The organism is Pontibacter ruber, from assembly GCF_023630205.1.
GTDB lineage: Bacteria > Bacteroidota > Bacteroidia > Cytophagales > Hymenobacteraceae > Pontibacter > Pontibacter ruber.
Map to the genome: position 1 here is coordinate 345,309 of NZ_JALPRR010000004.1, position 16,300 is coordinate 361,608.

At 50.7% G+C, this 16,300-nt stretch carries 15 protein-coding genes; 13 read left to right on the forward strand and 2 right to left on the reverse strand.

Annotated features, from left to right (window positions below; translation table 11 throughout):
* Window positions 1-8: 8 nt before the first annotated feature.
* Window positions 9-239 (reverse strand): Kazal-type serine protease inhibitor family protein, encoded by a 231-nt coding sequence (locus tag MJ611_RS18030; RefSeq protein ID WP_250431839.1) that lies wholly within the window; start codon window positions 237-239, stop codon window positions 9-11.
* 254 nt (window positions 240-493) lie between these two features.
* Between MJ611_RS18030 and MJ611_RS20590 the strand changes: the two genes are divergently transcribed.
* The 3 genes from MJ611_RS20590 (at window position 494) to MJ611_RS18050 (ending at window position 2,117) form a co-directional block, all read left to right on the forward strand.
* Window positions 494-883, forward strand: coding sequence for a CsbD family protein (locus tag MJ611_RS20590; RefSeq protein WP_262921706.1), 390 nt, complete (start codon window positions 494-496; stop codon window positions 881-883).
* 175 nt (window positions 884-1,058) lie between these two features.
* Window positions 1,059-1,457, forward strand: a complete 399-nt coding sequence (locus MJ611_RS18045) for a YtxH domain-containing protein (protein ID WP_250431840.1) — start codon at window positions 1,059-1,061, stop codon at window positions 1,455-1,457.
* Between the two features lie 237 nt (window positions 1,458-1,694).
* Window positions 1,695-2,117, forward strand: coding sequence for a YtxH domain-containing protein (locus MJ611_RS18050; RefSeq protein WP_250431841.1), 423 nt, complete (start codon window positions 1,695-1,697; stop codon window positions 2,115-2,117).
* Window positions 2,118-2,188: 71 nt separating this feature from the next.
* On the opposite strand, the gene lysS is transcribed toward MJ611_RS18050, so the two are convergent.
* Entirely contained in the window at window positions 2,189-3,715 is a 1,527-nt protein-coding gene (lysS, locus tag MJ611_RS18055) for a lysine--tRNA ligase (protein ID WP_250431842.1), read from the reverse strand.
* A gap of 235 nt (window positions 3,716-3,950) precedes the next feature.
* On the opposite strand from lysS, the gene MJ611_RS18060 reads away from it, so the two are divergent.
* The 10 genes from MJ611_RS18060 to prfB all read left to right on the forward strand — a co-directional run bounded on the left by MJ611_RS18060 (window position 3,951) and on the right by prfB (window position 15,701).
* Entirely contained in the window at window positions 3,951-5,891 is a 1,941-nt protein-coding gene (locus MJ611_RS18060; protein ID WP_250431843.1) for a DUF294 nucleotidyltransferase-like domain-containing protein, read from the forward strand.
* Window positions 5,888-6,589 (forward strand): 3'-5' exonuclease, encoded by a 702-nt coding sequence (locus MJ611_RS18065; protein WP_250431844.1) that lies wholly within the window; start codon window positions 5,888-5,890, stop codon window positions 6,587-6,589. Before MJ611_RS18060 ends, MJ611_RS18065 begins: the two co-directional genes overlap by 4 nt.
* 763 nt (window positions 6,590-7,352) lie before the next feature.
* Window positions 7,353-7,910 carry an NUDIX domain-containing protein gene (locus MJ611_RS18070; protein WP_250431845.1) on the forward strand — a complete coding sequence of 186 codons (558 nt, stop codon included), beginning with the start codon at window positions 7,353-7,355 and terminating at the stop codon, window positions 7,908-7,910.
* A gap of 137 nt (window positions 7,911-8,047) precedes the next feature.
* Window positions 8,048-8,842, forward strand: coding sequence for a lysophospholipid acyltransferase family protein (locus MJ611_RS18075; protein ID WP_250431846.1), 795 nt, complete (start codon window positions 8,048-8,050; stop codon window positions 8,840-8,842).
* Window positions 8,796-9,083, forward strand: coding sequence for an Asp-tRNA(Asn)/Glu-tRNA(Gln) amidotransferase subunit GatC (gene gatC, locus MJ611_RS18080; protein WP_250431847.1), 288 nt, complete (start codon window positions 8,796-8,798; stop codon window positions 9,081-9,083). The genes MJ611_RS18075 and gatC overlap by 47 nt, the downstream gene beginning before the upstream one ends.
* A 78-nt stretch (window positions 9,084-9,161) precedes the next feature.
* Window positions 9,162-12,140: a hypothetical protein gene (locus MJ611_RS18085; protein ID WP_250432026.1), complete on the forward strand. Its 2,979-nt coding sequence runs from the start codon at window positions 9,162-9,164 to the stop codon at window positions 12,138-12,140.
* Between the two features lie 11 nt (window positions 12,141-12,151).
* Complete coding sequence (locus MJ611_RS18090) at window positions 12,152-12,877, forward strand: ABC transporter ATP-binding protein (RefSeq protein ID WP_262921707.1); 726 nt, start codon at window positions 12,152-12,154, stop codon at window positions 12,875-12,877.
* Window positions 12,877-13,428, forward strand: a complete 552-nt coding sequence (locus MJ611_RS18095) for a cob(I)yrinic acid a,c-diamide adenosyltransferase (RefSeq protein WP_250431848.1) — start codon at window positions 12,877-12,879, stop codon at window positions 13,426-13,428. The genes MJ611_RS18090 and MJ611_RS18095 overlap by 1 nt, the downstream gene beginning before the upstream one ends.
* A gap of 30 nt (window positions 13,429-13,458) precedes the next feature.
* Window positions 13,459-14,532 (forward strand): branched-chain amino acid aminotransferase, encoded by a 1,074-nt coding sequence (locus MJ611_RS18100; RefSeq protein WP_250431849.1) that lies wholly within the window; start codon window positions 13,459-13,461, stop codon window positions 14,530-14,532.
* Window positions 14,533-14,623: 91 nt separating this feature from the next.
* Window positions 14,624-15,701 (forward strand): peptide chain release factor 2 gene (gene prfB, locus MJ611_RS18105; RefSeq protein ID WP_250431850.1). Its coding sequence is split into 2 segments (ribosomal slippage): window positions 14,624-14,683 and window positions 14,685-15,701, totalling 1,077 coding nucleotides; the frame shifts between segments, so codons are not numbered across the junction.
* Window positions 15,702-16,300: the final 599 nt, after the last annotated feature.

The following is a 16,300-nucleotide window of genomic DNA, read 5'->3' on the forward strand; positions in this document are numbered from 1 at the left end:
GTAGTCGCCTACTTGCTGTCGGCGCAGGGTCCTTGTGTAGTAGAAGTAACGCCAGCTCTAGAGGCTTCGCAGGCATTACCGTAGGTTTTGCCATCGCAGCCACAAACCGGATCGTACTGCATGGTGCATATCAGCTCCGGGTTTATTTTGCTCTGATCGATGCAGGGTGTCTGGGCATTTTTGCAGGAGAAGGCACCGGCAAGTATGGCAAAGGGAACGGCTACTAAAATTTTTTTCATAGTTGGTTAAGTGTATAGAAATTAAAGGTTTATACGTGAAAGAAACCAGCTTTGGACTTTGCGGCAAAAAGCACCGCGAAGTTGTACCAGCCAGCGGTGTCAGGAGCAATTCTAACTTAAGCAGCCTTACCCCGTATGTATGTTGACGGTGTAAAATTAGAGATAATTACGAAAGATTATTTCTTTTTGTACTTCACGACAAAGTATAAACTTCACCGGAACAGACTCTAAAAAACTATGATATGTTAAACAACATGAATGACGACAAAGGAAAGATCCTACTGGCGACTTTGGCTGGAATTGGTGCAGGTATTGTAGCAGGTGTATTGCTGGCCCCGGACAACGGCCGCACCACTCGTGGCAGCGTAAAACGCAGCATGTATAAAGTTGGGGATGATCTTCAGCGCACGATCAAGAACTGGATGGATAGCCTGGAGAATCGTAACGTTACCGGACCGGGCAGCAGCCTGGTAATGCGTGGCTCCTGGGATGATGTGAAAGGACAACTGAAGAAGAACTACGGCGACCTGACAGATGACGATCTGATGTATGTAGAAGGTCAGGAAGACGAACTGCTTGGCCGCCTGCAGCGCAAGCTTGGCAAGACCAAAGATGACATCGTACGTCTGATCTCGAATCTATAGAAGATACCTAATACAGAAAAAAGCCCTGCAATTAATTGTTGGGCTTTTTTTTCTGCAAAAAAACAACTATAATAGAATTCAGTAGTATAGTTATAACTTAATGCTGCCCTTAATCGTTATTAGGGCAACAGACGTTTTAAAAGGATAAACAATAATCTTATAATCAATAAAAACTATGAAAGACAATAGCGGAAAGGTATTATTAGCCTTACTGGCTGGCGCTAGCGCCGGCGTTATTGCTGGCCTGTTAATGGCTCCGGATACTGGCGAAACAACCAGAAAAGGAATATCTAAGTGGGCTGGTAAGATGAGCAAAGACCTGGAGAAAAACCTGCAGGCTGGCCTTGAAGAAATGAAGAAGATGAGCAGCACACTGGGTAAAACTGGTGGCTCTACCGGTGGAGACACTGGCTCAACTGGTGGCGGTAGCACATCAGGTGGCGGTGCTGGTTCATCAGGTGGAAGAACATCTGGTGGTACAAGTGGTGGCGCGGGTTCAACTGGTGGTTCTGGATCAACAGGTGGTGGAGCCGGCTCTACAAGTGGCACAGGCTCTAGTGGCGGCAACGCATAATAAGGCCTAAGCCTTACCAAAAAGACACGCTTTGCCGGGGTACGTGCTTCATGCACATGCCCGTGGCGGCTACATCTTATATAAGAGGAGCTTCCCCAAAAAAGGGGAGGCTCCTCTTATTTTTTGCGCGGCCTGTTTCAGGTTATACAGTTTAACCTTCAGCCTCTTGTCTCGTTAATTAATGAAACAGCCAGTCATGGCTTCCGGTAAATTATGTAACATTAAAGTAAACAAACTATGAAGACGCGAATGGATTACAGATCGTTGGGGGAAGACAAGGCCACATATAGCAATACAAATTCATCTGTCCGCCAGGTAAGACAGAAAGAAAGCACAGGTTATGAAAGCAGCCGTGGCAGAATTGGTAGCAGTAGCAGATCTGGTAGTACTGGCGGTGGAGTGGGAGCAGTGGCCGTAAGCCTGCTGGCCGGAGCCGGTGTGGGCGTATTAGCTGGCATGCTGATGGCACCACAAAAAGGGCAGGTAACCCGCAGAAGGGTAGCCGATTCTGCCTCCTGGCTTGGTCGTGGCATTACGGACGCCTTCAGCACCAGCAAAAACAAAGTAAACTCCTGGACCAGCAGAAGCAAAAATGCAAATAGAAGCGCTTCTGCAGAACAAAACGGGCAGAGCGGTACAAGCGCCAACAGAGGACGGTAAACAAGAGTAAGTATAAAAGAGAAAGGCCTGCTGATCATCAGCAGGCCTTTCTCTTTTATACTTTATACTTCTTATTCTTCTGTTTTTTCCGGCTTCATCTGCGGGAAGAAAAGCACATCCTGTATCGAGTGTGAATTCGTCATGATCATGCTCAGGCGGTCGATACCGATGCCCAGGCCAGCGGTTGGCGGCATACCGTACTCCAGGGCGCGCAGGAAGTCTTCGTCCAGTACCATGGCTTCCACGTCGCCGCGGCGGCCAAGCTCCAGCTGCTCCTCAAAACGGGCACGCTGATCGATCGGGTCGTTCAGCTCAGAGAAGGCGTTGCAGATCTCTTTGCCATTGCAGATCGCTTCGAAGCGCTCTACCAAGCCTGGCTTGCTGCGGTGCTTCTTGGCTAGCGGGCTCATCTCTACCGGATAGTCGGTAATGAAAGTTGGCTGAATCAGGTTTGGCTCGCAGGTCTCGCCGAAGATCTCGTCGATGATCTTGCCTTTGCCCAGTTTCGGATCGATCCTGATGCCCAGTTTCTCGGCAGTAGCACGGAGCTCCGGCTCCTCCATTTCAGAGATGTCGATCTTGGTGAAGTGCTCGATCGCTTCGAACATCGTGAAGCGTTTCCACGGACGCTGGAAATCGATCACGTTGTCGCCTACCTGTACTTTGGTAGTGCCGTGCAGGTCCATGGCTACTTTCTCCACCATTTCCTCCACCAGGTCCATCATCCAGCTATAGTCTTTGTAGGCTACGTAAAGCTCTACCTGCGTAAACTCCGGGTTATGGAAACGGCTCATGCCTTCGTTGCGGAAATCTTTCGCAAACTCGTACACACCGTCAAAACCACCCACGATCAGGCGCTTTAAGTACAGCTCGTTGGCAATGCGCAGGTACAGGGTCATGTCCAGCGTGTTGTGGAACGTTTTGAACGGACGGGCAGCTGCGCCACCGTAAATAGGCTGCAGGATTGGTGTTTCCACCTCCAGGTAACCTTTGTCGTTCAGGAAGTTGCGCATAGAACCTACCAACTGCGAACGCTTCTTGAACGTTTCACGCACGTGCGGGTTCACCACCAGGTCCACATAACGCTGGCGGTAACGCAGCTCCGGATCCGTGAAACCATCGTGCACAATCTCGTTACCCTGCTCGTCGATCTCACGTTTTACGATCGGAAGCGGCTTCAGCGATTTGGCCAGCAGTTTCAGCTCGGTTACGTGCACCGAAATCTCGCCTACCTGCGTTACGAACGCATAGCCTTTGATGCCGATGAAGTCACCAATGTCGAGCATTTTCTTGAACACCGTGTTGTACAGGTCCTTGTTTTCGTCCGGCGCAATATCGTCGCGCGAAACATAGATCTGGATACGGCCGGTGCTGTCCATCAGCTCCGCAAAAGAGGCTTTGCCCATAATGCGGCGGCTCATCATACGGCCTGCCAGCGTTACTTCCTGGTAGTTGTTCTTTTCCTTATCGAAATTCTCTTTTATTTCCTTGGCAGTGGCAGTAACTTCAAAGAGTTCAGACGGATAAGGGTTGATACCCATTTTTTCCAGCTCTTCGCGCTCATGGCGTCTGCGTAGTTCCTGTTCGCTGAGTTGCATGCGATTATCTACTATAAGTGACAGAGTTAAATAAGGTGCAAAATTCGGAAATTATCGGCAGCTTTTAAACACATATTTTCTTATACCTGGTAAAAAGCGAATACAAGTATAGTAGAGTAAGTATAAGGCAGAGCAGACGGCTCTTTTTCATGCTGTTATACTTTGGCTTTTGCCACTTCCGTATACTTGCAAAAGCAGGTGAAATCCTGTAAATTGTAGTTATAGCTATACTTGTATGAAGCCCTCCAATACGATTCAGGAACGCGTGCACGAGTTTCTGCGGCAGTATCCTCCTTTCAATATGATCAGGGAAGAGCAGCTCCGCAAGCTGGCTTCCCAGGTGCGGGTGATGTACTTGGAGGCCGAGCAGGTGCTGTTTACGCAGGATGATCCGGCGCACGCCTACTTTTATGTAGTGCGGCAGGGCTCCGTCAGGCTGGAGCAGCGCACCGAGGAGGGTGGTCAGCGGCTGGTGGATGTTTGTGATGAAGGTGATCTGTTTGGCGTACGCGCCCTGATTGCCCGTAAAAACTACTCCTCAACAGCTACGGCGGCTGAGGAGTCGCTGGTGTATGCCGTACCCATTGCCTTGTTTGAGCCTATTCTGAACGAGAGCCCTGAAGTAGCTTTATACTTTGCTGCCGGCTTTGCGGCAGGTGCGCCGGTGGTGCGCAGCAGTATGGCCGATACGAACAAAGCCCGTGTAGGCCTTGGCACGAGTTATACTTCTCATCCGGTTATCAACCATCTGGAAGATGTGGTAAAAGTAGGGGCAGGAAAAGGCCTGGTAGCCTGCACACCGGACACTTCCATCCGGCTGGCTGCCCAGATGATGAGCGACAAAGACTCCAGTTTCATGCTGGTGACGGATGAGCAGAACTGGCCGCTGGGCATCACCACCGATACCGATATGCGGAAGCGGGTAGTGGCTGGTCTGGTGTCCATCAACGATCCGGTAGAGGAGATCATGTCGGCGCCTGTGATCACCATTGCCCCGGATCCGCCTATGGCTGATGCGCTCATCCACATGATCCGGCACAAAGTAAAGCACCTGTGCATGACCGAAGATGGCACCGCTCAAAGCAAAGCGGTAGGTGTATTGACTGAACACGATCTGCTGCTGGCGCAGGGAAACAACCCGGCCGTACTCATCACCGAAATAAGGCAGACCAAAGACATCAACAGCCTGCCCGCCATCCGCGACCGTGCCGAAGAACTGGTGCTCAAATACCTGGAGCAGGAGGTGAGTATTTCGTTCATTGCCAACATCATCACCGAAATAAACGATGCCATTATCGTGCGGGCGCTGCAGCACGCCGAACAGGAACTGGGCGAGCCGCCGTTGCGCTACTGCTGGCTGTCGCTGGGCAGCGAAGGCCGCGAGGAACAACTGCTGCGCACCGACCAGGACAATGCCCTGCTTTTTGAAGACCAGCACGCGGCCGGGGAGAAGGAGGCGCAAGCATACTTCCTGAAGCTGGCTGATATTGTAAATGAGATATTGATCAGCTGTGGGTTTGAAAAATGCCCTGCCGATATGATGGCGCGCAACCCCAAATGGTGTCAGCCGCTGCATACCTGGAAGCAATATTTTTACCACTGGATACACGAACCCACAGAAGAATCGCTGCTGCATGCGTCCATCTTCTTTGATTATCGCCCTGTGTACGGCGATTTTAATCTAAGCAGGCAGCTGACGTCCTACATTTACGAGCACATCTCGCAGGAGCATATTTTCCTGCCTTACCTGGCCAAACATGCCCTGCAAAGCCCGCCGCCGCTCAGTTTCTTCCGGAATTTTATTGTGGAGCGGGGAGGGGAGCACAAAGACAGTTTCGATATCAAGCTGCGGGCCATGACTCCCCTGGTAGATGCGGCCCGGGTGCTGACGCTGGACAACCATATTACCGGCGAGAACAACACGTTCAAACGTTTTGCAAAATTGGCCGAACTGGAGCCGAAAAACGCGCTGCTGTACCAGGAGGCAGCCATGGCCTACGAGATCATGATGCGCTACCGGGCCCTGAACGGACTGCGCAACCATACTTCCGGCCGCTACCTGAACCCGAACCAGCTAAACAAACTGGAACGGCAGGCGCTCCGCAACACCTTCAAACCCATCAGCGACATACAGGAACTATTGCAGGTGCGCTTTCAACTAAGCTATCTGGGATGAGGGACTGGCTGAAGCGCTTAATTGGCAGAGAAGCAGAGGCAATTACGGCGGCGACCCCTATGTTTTGGCAGCAGTACACCGCGGCTATGGCGGAGCAGGCTTCCGCTAAGACGCCGCTTGTAGAAGTTGATTTTGTGGTATTTGATACCGAGACCACCGGCCTTGATCCTAAAATTGATCGGGTGCTGTCGATAGGTGCAGTGCGGGTGCATGGCGGACAAGTGCTCATCTCAGAAAGCTTTGAATGCCTGGTAAAGCAGGAAGAGACGCCACAACTCAAGAGTGCCGAAGTACATGGTTTGCTCTCCAAACAGCTGGAGGAGGGACTGCCGGAGCAGGATGCATTGGAGGCTTTCATCCGGTTTACAGGCAACGCGGTGCTGGTAGGCCAGCATGTAGCTTTTGATATTGCGATGGTGAACCAGATGCTCAGGCACCAGGGTATAAATGACAAGCTGCGCAACCGAAGTATAGATACCGCCCAACTGGCCATTCGCCTGGAGCACCGCCGCGGCGACCACCATACCTTAAAGCCCGCCGAGTACAGTCTGGACGCCCTTTGCGCCAGGTATAACCTCCCCACCGACGACCGCCACACCGCCTCCGGCGACGCCTTTGCCACCGCGCTGCTGCTGCTCAAGCTGCTCTCCCTGGCTAGAAAGAGGAAGATTTATACTTTGGGGGAGTTGGTGAAGTAGGGGGGAATTACGAATTACGAATGGAAAGTAGTATCTGCTGTTACGCATTTCCCAATCCGGAACCTTTGCTGCTGCGAATCTCCTAATCCGCGTGTGACTTTCCCCTGCCTTCTCCTAATAACAGGTAAGATAGTTTCACATCTCTTCCTGTCATTTCGACCAGCGGGAGAAATCTGATACGAGCAAAGTATAAACCCACCCCTGCACCCCTCTCTAGAGGGGAATTTCCGCCTTTGCTTTAGGTAAGACTATCCTTTCAAAATGATCCAACCACCCCTGCCCCTCAGAGCTGCGCTCGCTAGTTTCGAACTCGCGTTCTCACTAGTCTAAGGAGGGGAGCTTGGACGTTGCTTTATTTACAGGTATAAGTTTCATTGCTGCAGGTATAACACGGACAGGTCGCGACCTGTCCCTACAAATGGTTTCCAGTTTCATAGCCGCTCACGAAGCAGTGTCGTTTCCAGTCCTTGAGTTGAGCGCCTTCTGGGTTTCCGGTGCCCGTAAGAGCATTGCGACCGAAGGGTAGCAAAGGAAAGCTAGACAGCGCGATGCCCGAGGACGAGGCCTCGCGGCCTAAGAGCGCACCAAAGTATAAAATGAAAGTATAGGCTTATAAGACTGAGGAACAGAAGCAGCTACGAAGCAACAGGCTTGCCGGCTCAAAGTATAAACTCCAGCTATTAGTATAGATTCTTCATCACTATTCTAAACTACAAATTCAAACTAGCAATCAATTATATTTGCAGCGAATACACCTACAGCTATGATAGACGAACAACACAACCCCTGGACAACCCTTTCCTCGAAAGACATTTACCAGAACCCCTGGATAAAGGTGCGGGAAGATCAGGTGCTGAATCCCCGCGGCGGAGAAGGAATTTACGGCGTGGTGAGCATGAAGAACAAAGCCATCGGCATCATTCCCATCGATGACGAAGGCTATACGTACCTGATCGGCCAGTACCGCTACCCGCTGAATGAATATTCCTGGGAAATACCCATGGGTGGCGGCCTGATCGAAAACGATATCCTAGAATCGGCGAAACGGGAATTGCAGGAGGAAACCGGCTTTACTGCTACTAAATGGACCAACATTGCGCGGCTTCATACTTCCAACTCGGTAACGGACGAGGAAGGCTTTGTTTTCCTGGCAGAGGAGCTTACGGCCGGCGAAACTGCTTTTGAAGAGACCGAAGAACTGCACATCAAACGGGTGCACCTGGATGAGGCCGTACGCATGGCCATGAACAATGAAATAACAGACGCTATCAGCGTGGCAGGGCTGCTGAAGGCGGCATTGCTGTTGCGCAGCCAACAATAATAGCTGCAAGTATACCTGGTTCAGGAGGGTTGTCTGTTATAAATACGGCTGCCGGTTGAACTATTCCCATGTGAAAGGTGTGCCTAGTGTAGGAAGAGCAAATTGATAACTGACGGATTATTGTTACATTTGAGAGCATGAAGCCCCTGAAATATATAGCACATCGAATCTATACAACCTGGTGCGTTACCTGGTTTATACTTCCGTTTGTGGTAACGTATCCGGCTCAGGTAATACTGCTGCGCAAACAGCGTTGGTATCGTCATGTGCACAACATTAACCGGTTCTGGTCTTCGTCGGCGCTGCGCATGTTTCTGGCTCCTATCTCGGTAGAGTGGCGTGCGCCATTCAGCGCCCAGAAACAGTATATTTTTACGCCAAATCATAGTTCATACCTGGATATTCCGATGCTGCTGCATACTATTCCGGGTTTCCTTAACTTTGTAGGCAAAAGCTCGCTGTGCAAAATTCCGCTGTGGGGCAAAGTATACGAACGGCTCTATATTTCAGTAGACCGCAAAAGCGCCGTCAGCAGCGCCAAGAGTTATATAAAATCAGTACGAACGCTGGAAGAAGGACGTAACCTGGTGATTTTTCCGGAAGGAACGATCCCGAAAACGGCCGGACAACAGCTGATGGCATTTAAAGACGGGCCGTTTAAGCTGGCCATTGAAAAGCAGCTGCCGGTAGTGCCCGTAACAATGCCCTATAACCAAAACTTTTTACCGGACCTGGACGGTAAGCTGAAAGTGCGCTGGCATCCGCTCAAAATCGTGCTGCACGAGCCGATCGAGACGAAAGGCATGACGCTGCAGGATCTGCCGGCACTTAAAGAACAGGTATTCCAGGTTATTCAAACAGAAATTACGAAACACAATAAGACGCATGTCAACGGATATTCAGACCATCAGAAAGTTAGCGCACTTAGCTAGGCTTGAGTTTAACGAAGAGAAAGAGCAGGAAATGCTTCAGGACCTGAACAAGATCCTGAATTGGGTGGATCAGCTGCGCGAACTTGATACCGAGAGCGTGGAGCCGCTTATCCATATGTCAGAAGAAGTAAACGTACTGCGCGACGACGAGGCCCACAACGAGGTTAGCCACGAAGAGGCCCTTCGGAACGCACCTAAAAAAGACTCCGATTATTTCAGGGTACCGAAAGTGCTGGAATAATCTGTTCACCTCTATATGAGTAAAATTAAGTTTTGGAAAAACTGGGATAGGGATAGCAGGTATCCCTATCTTTTTTTGATGCTATTGGCTGTAGCCACGCTGCTGCTGGGCATCTACCACTATTTTACCGGTGATACTTATGCCTACGCCTGGGACAAGCTGTCGGAGCTGCAGGTGGTGCAGGTGCCTGTGCAGGAGCTTACGCGTCTGCTGGAGCCCTTCACGCTGTACGCTGACGGGTACCTGATCACAGAGCAGTATGATATTGCGGCGCCAGTCGTAAATACGTCGGCCGCAGTTATTTACCTGGTTATACTTGCCATTTGCGTGGCATTTTATACGGCTGCAATCAGCACCATGCGGCAGCTTCCATACTTTGGTGGCATCCTGCTGCTGATGCTGTTCCTGGCTTCCTTTAACCTAGACTTGCTGGGTATTTTTGGCAACGGGGCCAGCCAGACCATGCTGCTGGTTTGCATCGCGCTGCTGGCCATTGTAAGCTATGCTTTTCAGGCGTTTTACCCGAACGTGCGGCTTACGTGGCGTGTGCTGGCACTGCTCGGCGTGATGGCATTACTAGCAGGGCTGATCTTTACGGAAGCAAAATTTCCTGCTGCACTTACCGCGCTGCATCTGGTTAACTACAGTGCCCTTGGTTCTATTGTAGCCACGTTGCTTTTCATGATCTGGGTTTCTTACGAGAACGTAAACGCCCTGCTCTGGATCAATACGCAGGCTAAAACGCCGGAGCGCAGGTTTAGTATGTGGCAGTTTATGCTTGTAAGTATACTTTACCTGCTCAACCTCTTGTTGCTGTACCTGCGCCACGTAGGCTACATTCAGGCCGATCTGTTTTATGTGAACGCCTATTTTATCCTACTGCTCTCGGTTGTGGCTGGTTTCTGGGGTATGCGTCAGCGGGAGTCTATTTACGGTAAATTGTTTCCGTTTAAGCCAACAGGTGCAATCCTGTACCTGGTGTTTGCCATCATTACGTTTCTGAGCATAGGCTATGCCTTCGCTACTGCCAACGATTCCCTGACCGTACTTTACCACGACCTGATCGTGTACACGCACCTGGCGTTTGGGTTCATGTTCTTCATCTACGTGATGTTCAACTTCGGCAGGCTGATGGAGCAACGGTTGCAGGTGTACAAAGTGGTGTACCAGCCCAAGCGGTTGCCGCTGTACACGCTCTTCACGATGGGGGCTATCATGCTTGCTATTCTGGTGATGCGGACGCAGTACCGTACTTACTTTTATGCCTATGCTGGGTATTATAATTACCTGGGCGATCTTTACAAGGCTACCAACAACGATATTCTGGCCGAGCGCTTTTACCAGGAGAGCGACCTCTACGATGTGAACAACGTGAAGGCCAATTATAGCTTGGCAGGTATGTACCGGGCAACCGAACAGCGCAACAACGAGATACTCAGGATGAAGGAAACGCTGGAGAAGCGACCGAACCCAAGGCTGTATGTGCGCCTGGCTAACCTGTACGACGAAAAAGAATACTTTTTTGAAAAACTGTACGTGCTCCGGCAGGGGGTAGCGGCATTCCCCGAGAGTGGCGAACTGTACAACAACCTGGCGCTCCTTTATACCCAGACAAGTATAGCCGACAGCGTAGCCTACTACTTTGACCTGGCACAGAAGCATACGTCCAACGACGACTTTATCCGCAGCAACCGACTGGCATACTACACCAAGCAAGCCATGCCGAAGCAGGCAGAAGCGGTGCTGGACGAAGGGCGTAACGGCAAGTATAAAACACTGCGCAGCAACATGGCCGTACTGCGCCAACTGCTTGGCCGTGAGCCGGAAGAGAAAAAAGCTTTTGCCCCAGACTCTCTGGAGCAGGTAGAGGATTTTACGCTCTTTTACAACAATGCCCTGAGCACCCTTGGTACTGGCGATACGACACTGCTGAAGCCAGTGAACCGTTACTTGGCCTCCCGTGCCAATAACCTGTTCATGGAGGATCTGCTGTACCTGAAAGGGCTGGTGCACCACTACAACGGTCGTCCGAAAGAAGCCAGAAGTACCGTAGAGAACCTGGCGTTGGCATCTTCGGAGCGCAGCGGCTATTACTACAATGCGCTGGGCATCTGGATGATGGAAGAACAGAACTATGCGGCAGCGGCAGCCTACTTTAAACTGGCTAAAGACCATGGCTTTAAGCAGGCATACCTCTCGCATGGGTATGCCCTGGCACTGGCCCATCAGCCGGAGGCCGCCAAAGAAGCTCTGAAAGAGGCAGGCTTTACCGAGGTTGAATCGGCAATAGAAGTAGCGCAAACGTTGCTGGCCGTTCTGGAGCAGGACCCGCAGACCATCGCCGCTCAAGCCCCCGATGAGGATAAAGTACAGTACCTGCTCACGTACCTACCTCACTTAACCACCGCAGAGCTGAATGCCATTGTTAATTCTGTTAAGGACAAGGAAATGCGCAGGCAGGCACTTGTTGCCAAGATAGACTACTACATGCAGAAACAGCAGTGGCGCCTGGCGAACGAAGCCATTAAAGAGGCCTCGCCGGTGCTGCAGCCGGAAGGGGAGCTGCGTTCGCAGTTGAACCTGCAGCAGATGAGGCTGTGGCTCTACACCAGGAACTACGACGTGCTGCTCAGCCGCATGGACAACCTGCACCTGACCCCACGCGACAAGCGACAGAAATTATACTTCAGAGCCAAAATAGCAGAAGTTAAAGGCCGCGACCGCGAGGCTGCAGAACGGTACAACCAAGCCCTGAAAGCACTGCTCTACGATGAGGAAGTGGTGGAGTCGGCAGCTGTTTTCTTTGCCAAGCAGAGCCCGCGTGATATGAAGTCGTATAACGTGTTGCTGGATGGCATCACCTATAACCCGTACTCGCCGAGGCTGTACAAAGCCTATGCCCTGGAAAGTATAAACCAGGGGTTGGGCAGCTATGCGGAAGAGGCTTTGGTGTCGTTGCGCAATTTGCTTCCTGCCTCGGAATATAGTACATTTATAAAGAAATACGAGAAGCAGCGCGAGGCCGCAGAAGCACGTGCTGACGATTGGCAACTATAATCTGAGCCTGCATGAGCACGATCATCGAGACACACGATATCTCCAGGGTATACCACATGGGCAGCGAAACCATCCACGCCCTGAAGTCGGTGTCCATCACCATTCAGAAAGGGGAGTACGTTGCTTTTATGGGCCCGTCCGGTTCCGGAAAGTCCACCCTGATGAACATCATCGGCTGCCTCGATACGCCTTCCGGCGGACAGTATATCCTGAACGGGCAGGACGTGAGCAACATGACGGATAACGAACTGGCGGAAGTACGAAACAAGGAGATCGGCTTCGTGTTCCAGACGTTCAACCTTTTGCCTCGCCAGAGTTCCCTTGAGAACGTGGCCCTGCCGCTGATCTATGCTGGCTACAGCAAATCGCAGCGCGAGGAACGGGCCCAAAAGGCGTTGGAGAGCGTAGGGCTTGGCAACCGGGGCAAGCACAAGCCAAACGAGTTGTCAGGTGGTCAGCGCCAGCGCGTGGCCATTGCCCGGGCGCTCATCAACAACCCGAGTATCATACTTGCCGATGAGCCTACCGGTAACCTCGATACCAAAACCTCTTACGAGATCATGGAGCTGTTCGAGAAGCTACATTCCAAAGGCAACACGATCATCATGGTAACGCACGAAGAGGATATTGCAAAGTATGCGCACCGCATCGTGCGCCTCCGTGACGGACTGGTCGAGACTGACTCTCCGAACCTGGACGTTACCACGGCATCTACCCTACAGGCTGAACAACACTAATGAAAATATACACCAAAACCGGCGACAAAGGCACCACCTCGCTTATAGGTGGCACCCGTGTAGCCAAATCGCATTTACGCATCGAGTCTTACGGCACCGTAGACGAACTTAATTCTTACATCGGACTGGTGCGCGACCAGGAAGTTAACAAGGGACGTGCAGATATTCTGAAAGAGATCCAGGACAGGCTTTTCACCATTGGCTCCGTCCTGGCTACCGATCCGGATAAAAACGTTAAAATGGGGACCCCGGACCTGCACGAAGAGGACGTTGTACTGCTGGAACAAGAGATAGACAAGTATACAACGGAAGTGCCCCCATTGCGTGCCTTTGTACTGCCGGGAGGAAATCAGTCGGTATCGTTCTGCCATGTGGCCCGTTGCGTTTGTCGCCGTGCCGAGAGGCTGGTGATTCGTCTGCAGGAAGAGTCTCCGGTAGATGACCTGGTTATTATTTACCTGAACAGGTTATCGGATTACCTGTTCGCCCTTTGCCGCAAAATGACGTATGAACTACAGGCTGAAGAAGTGGTCTGGAAGCCCCGCGTCTAAGGCATCATGTAGAAAACAAAAACTATCGCTATGTCAGTTGATACGCTAACGATACCAACTCAACGTGTGGCCAAGTCGCGCATTTCAGAGCTGGACTACAACAACATTGAGTTCGGGAAGATCTTTTCCGATCATATGCTGGTGGCCGACTTCAGGGACGGCGCCTGGCAAACACCCGAGATCGTACCTTATGGCAACATGCCGTTGAGTCCGGCTACGTCGGCACTGCACTACGGCCAGTCTATTTTCGAAGGGATGAAAGCCTACCGCAGTGCAGAAGGCGAGATCCTGCTCTTCAGGCCATACGATAACTTCAAAAGGCTCAATATTTCGGCACAACGCATGTGCATGCCTGAGATACCGGAAGAAATTTTTATGCAGGGGCTGGAGCAGTTGATCCGCCTGGATGCTGCCTGGGTACCGCCTACAGCAGGCTGTGCTCTTTACCTCCGCCCGTTCATGTTTGCTACGGATGATTTTATCGGGGTGCGACCTTCTTCCAACTACCGCTTTGCTGTATTCACCTGCCCGGTGGGTGCCTACTACGGCCAGCCGCTGAACGTAGCCATTGAGCCGAACTATGTGCGCTCTGCAGAGGGTGGCGCTGGGTTTGCAAAGGCTGCCGGCAACTATGGCGCAGCCCTGTTGCCTGCCCGTAAAATGCAGGAGAGAGGCTACCACCAACTCATCTGGACAGATGCCTGCGAGCACAAATACATCGAGGAATCAGGTACGATGAACGTGATGTTCGTGATCGATAATGTATTGGTAACACCCGCTGCGGGCACCACCATCCTGGATGGCATTACCCGCAAAAGCGTGCTGCAACTGGCACGCGACATGGGTATAAAAGTAGAAGAACGCAAAGTAGCCGTTGAGGAGGTAATAACAGCCCAGAAAGCAGGCAAACTGCAGGAGGCGTTTGGTACAGGTACTGCGGCAACCATTGCACAGATTGCGTCCATCCACTATCAGGACACTGACTATGAATTGCCGCCAATCGAAAGCAGACGGGTTTCCAACAACGTTGCTGCCGCTCTCGACAGAATTAAGACTGGCCAGGATACGGACCCTTACAACTGGGTACATAAAATCAGCCTTTGAGTTTAAATGTGCGACATGCTGAAGTATAAACCAGCTGGTTTATACTTCAGCATGTTTGGCTTTAGAGCATAACAAAGTATAACCACAGCAAATGACAACCGAACAAGTAAAAGATTTAAAGGCACGCGTAGAGGCCTTGAGGAGGTATCTTTGACTACGATACCAAGAAAAAACAAGTAGAAGAAACAGAAAAGCAAACTACTGCCGCCGATTTCTGGGATGACCCCAAAGAAGCCGAAAAGATCCTGAAAGAAGTGAAATCGGTAAAAACATGGACCGACCATTACGACCAGGTAGAGAAGGCTGTAACCGATTTTGAAGTGCTCTTTGATTTTTACAAGGAAGGCGATGTAACAGAAGAGGAGATACAGCAGGAGTATAAAAAGGCGTCTGAAGCGGTAGAAGGACTGGAGTTTAAGCGCATGCTGAGCAGCGAAGAAGACCAGTTAAGCGCCATTCTGGAAATAAATCCGGGCGCCGGCGGCACCGAAAGCCAGGACTGGGCCGAAATGCTCATGCGTATGTACATCATGTGGGCTGAGTCGCATGGGTTTGGAGTGAAACAGATCAACTACAACCCAGGCGAAGGGGCAGGTATAAAATCGGCTACGCTTGAAGTAACCGGCGACTTTGCCTATGGTTACCTCAAGTCCGAGATCGGGGTACACCGCCTCGTGCGCATTTCCCCGTTCGACTCGGGTGGCCGCCGCCATACTTCGTTTGCTTCGGTGTTTGCCTATCCGGTGGTGGATGATACCATCAACATAGAGGTTAACATGAGCGATATTGAATGGGATACCTTCCGCTCAGGTGGTGCCGGTGGGCAGAACGTAAACAAAGTAGAAACAGCTGTGCGCCTGAAGCACAAACCTACCGGCATTGTGATCGAGTGTCAGATCGAGCGCTCACAGCTCATGAACAAAGAGCACGCCATCCGCATGCTTAAATCCAGGCTCTACCAGATAGAGATGGAGAAACGGAACGCTGAACGCGACCGGATCGAAAGCACCAAGAAACGCATCGACTTCGGCTCCCAGATACGCAACTACGTGCTGCACCCATACAAGCTCATCAAAGATATTCGTACAGGGGTAGAGCGAACCGATGTGCAGAATGTGCTGGACGGGGATCTGGATGAGTATATCAAAGCGTACCTGATGCAGGCGTAATTAGCATCTTTAACTCAACAAAAAGGCACCGGAGACGGTGCCTTTTTTATTTTAACCTTCCGGATAAAGCCCTTGAAGATTTTAATAGTTTTTTAAGTGAACAGGCACTACAGATTGGTTAACTTCTGGAAGTATAAAGTATAAGGTGTCTTGGTCTATTATATGTGTGTTAAAGTATTGAGGAATAAGTAGATGTAAAATAAAATTACTCATGCTGCAGGAGATAATATACAATTAGCACATCTACTTTAGCTTCTAAAATGCGTATACAATTTAAGTATAATAAGAATTTATTGTAGTATATAGATATGGTTGTGAAGCCATGCTTAAACCATATAACAATTGAAAACCTTTAAGTGCAGTGCTTATAGTTAGAGCTTTACAAACATACAAATAGAGCGATACAGAGAGTTACTCTCCTTCTTTACCAGCATTACACTTCAAAGGCACTCCTCTATGCGGGGCAGTCACATGTAAAGTGCGTCCTGTTCCTTTGTCGTTAAGTTGTTCAGGAAAACCAAATCATCTTTTCTTCAAAAAGCTAGTTCCCGTGTTGTGGAAGAAGGCTCCGTTAATTACGCCAGTGCGAAAAGTAAAGC

Excerpts from the sequence above, each read along its gene's own strand:
- MJ611_RS18050 (WP_250431841.1), top strand. The coding sequence starts at position 1,695 with ATGAAGACGCGAATGGATTACAGATCGTTGGGGGAAGACAAGGCCACA.
- MJ611_RS18045 (WP_250431840.1), top strand. The coding sequence starts at position 1,059 with ATGAAAGACAATAGCGGAAAGGTATTATTAGCCTTACTGGCTGGCGCT.
- MJ611_RS18100 (WP_250431849.1), top strand. The coding sequence starts at position 13,459 with ATGTCAGTTGATACGCTAACGATACCAACTCAACGTGTGGCCAAGTCG.
- MJ611_RS18090 (WP_262921707.1), top strand. The coding sequence starts at position 12,152 with ATGAGCACGATCATCGAGACACACGATATCTCCAGGGTATACCACATG.
- lysS (WP_250431842.1), bottom strand. The coding sequence starts at position 3,715 with ATGCAACTCAGCGAACAGGAACTACGCAGACGCCATGAGCGCGAAGAG.
- MJ611_RS18030 (WP_250431839.1), bottom strand. The coding sequence starts at position 239 with ATGAAAAAAATTTTAGTAGCCGTTCCCTTTGCCATACTTGCCGGTGCC.
- MJ611_RS18065 (WP_250431844.1), top strand. The coding sequence starts at position 5,888 with ATGAGGGACTGGCTGAAGCGCTTAATTGGCAGAGAAGCAGAGGCAATT.
- MJ611_RS18085 (WP_250432026.1), top strand. The coding sequence starts at position 9,162 with ATGCTATTGGCTGTAGCCACGCTGCTGCTGGGCATCTACCACTATTTT.
- MJ611_RS18060 (WP_250431843.1), top strand. The coding sequence starts at position 3,951 with ATGAAGCCCTCCAATACGATTCAGGAACGCGTGCACGAGTTTCTGCGG.
- MJ611_RS18075 (WP_250431846.1), top strand. The coding sequence starts at position 8,048 with ATGAAGCCCCTGAAATATATAGCACATCGAATCTATACAACCTGGTGC.
- MJ611_RS20590 (WP_262921706.1), top strand. The coding sequence starts at position 494 with ATGAATGACGACAAAGGAAAGATCCTACTGGCGACTTTGGCTGGAATT.
- gatC (WP_250431847.1), top strand. The coding sequence starts at position 8,796 with ATGTCAACGGATATTCAGACCATCAGAAAGTTAGCGCACTTAGCTAGG.
- MJ611_RS18095 (WP_250431848.1), top strand. The coding sequence starts at position 12,877 with ATGAAAATATACACCAAAACCGGCGACAAAGGCACCACCTCGCTTATA.
- MJ611_RS18070 (WP_250431845.1), top strand. The coding sequence starts at position 7,353 with ATGATAGACGAACAACACAACCCCTGGACAACCCTTTCCTCGAAAGAC.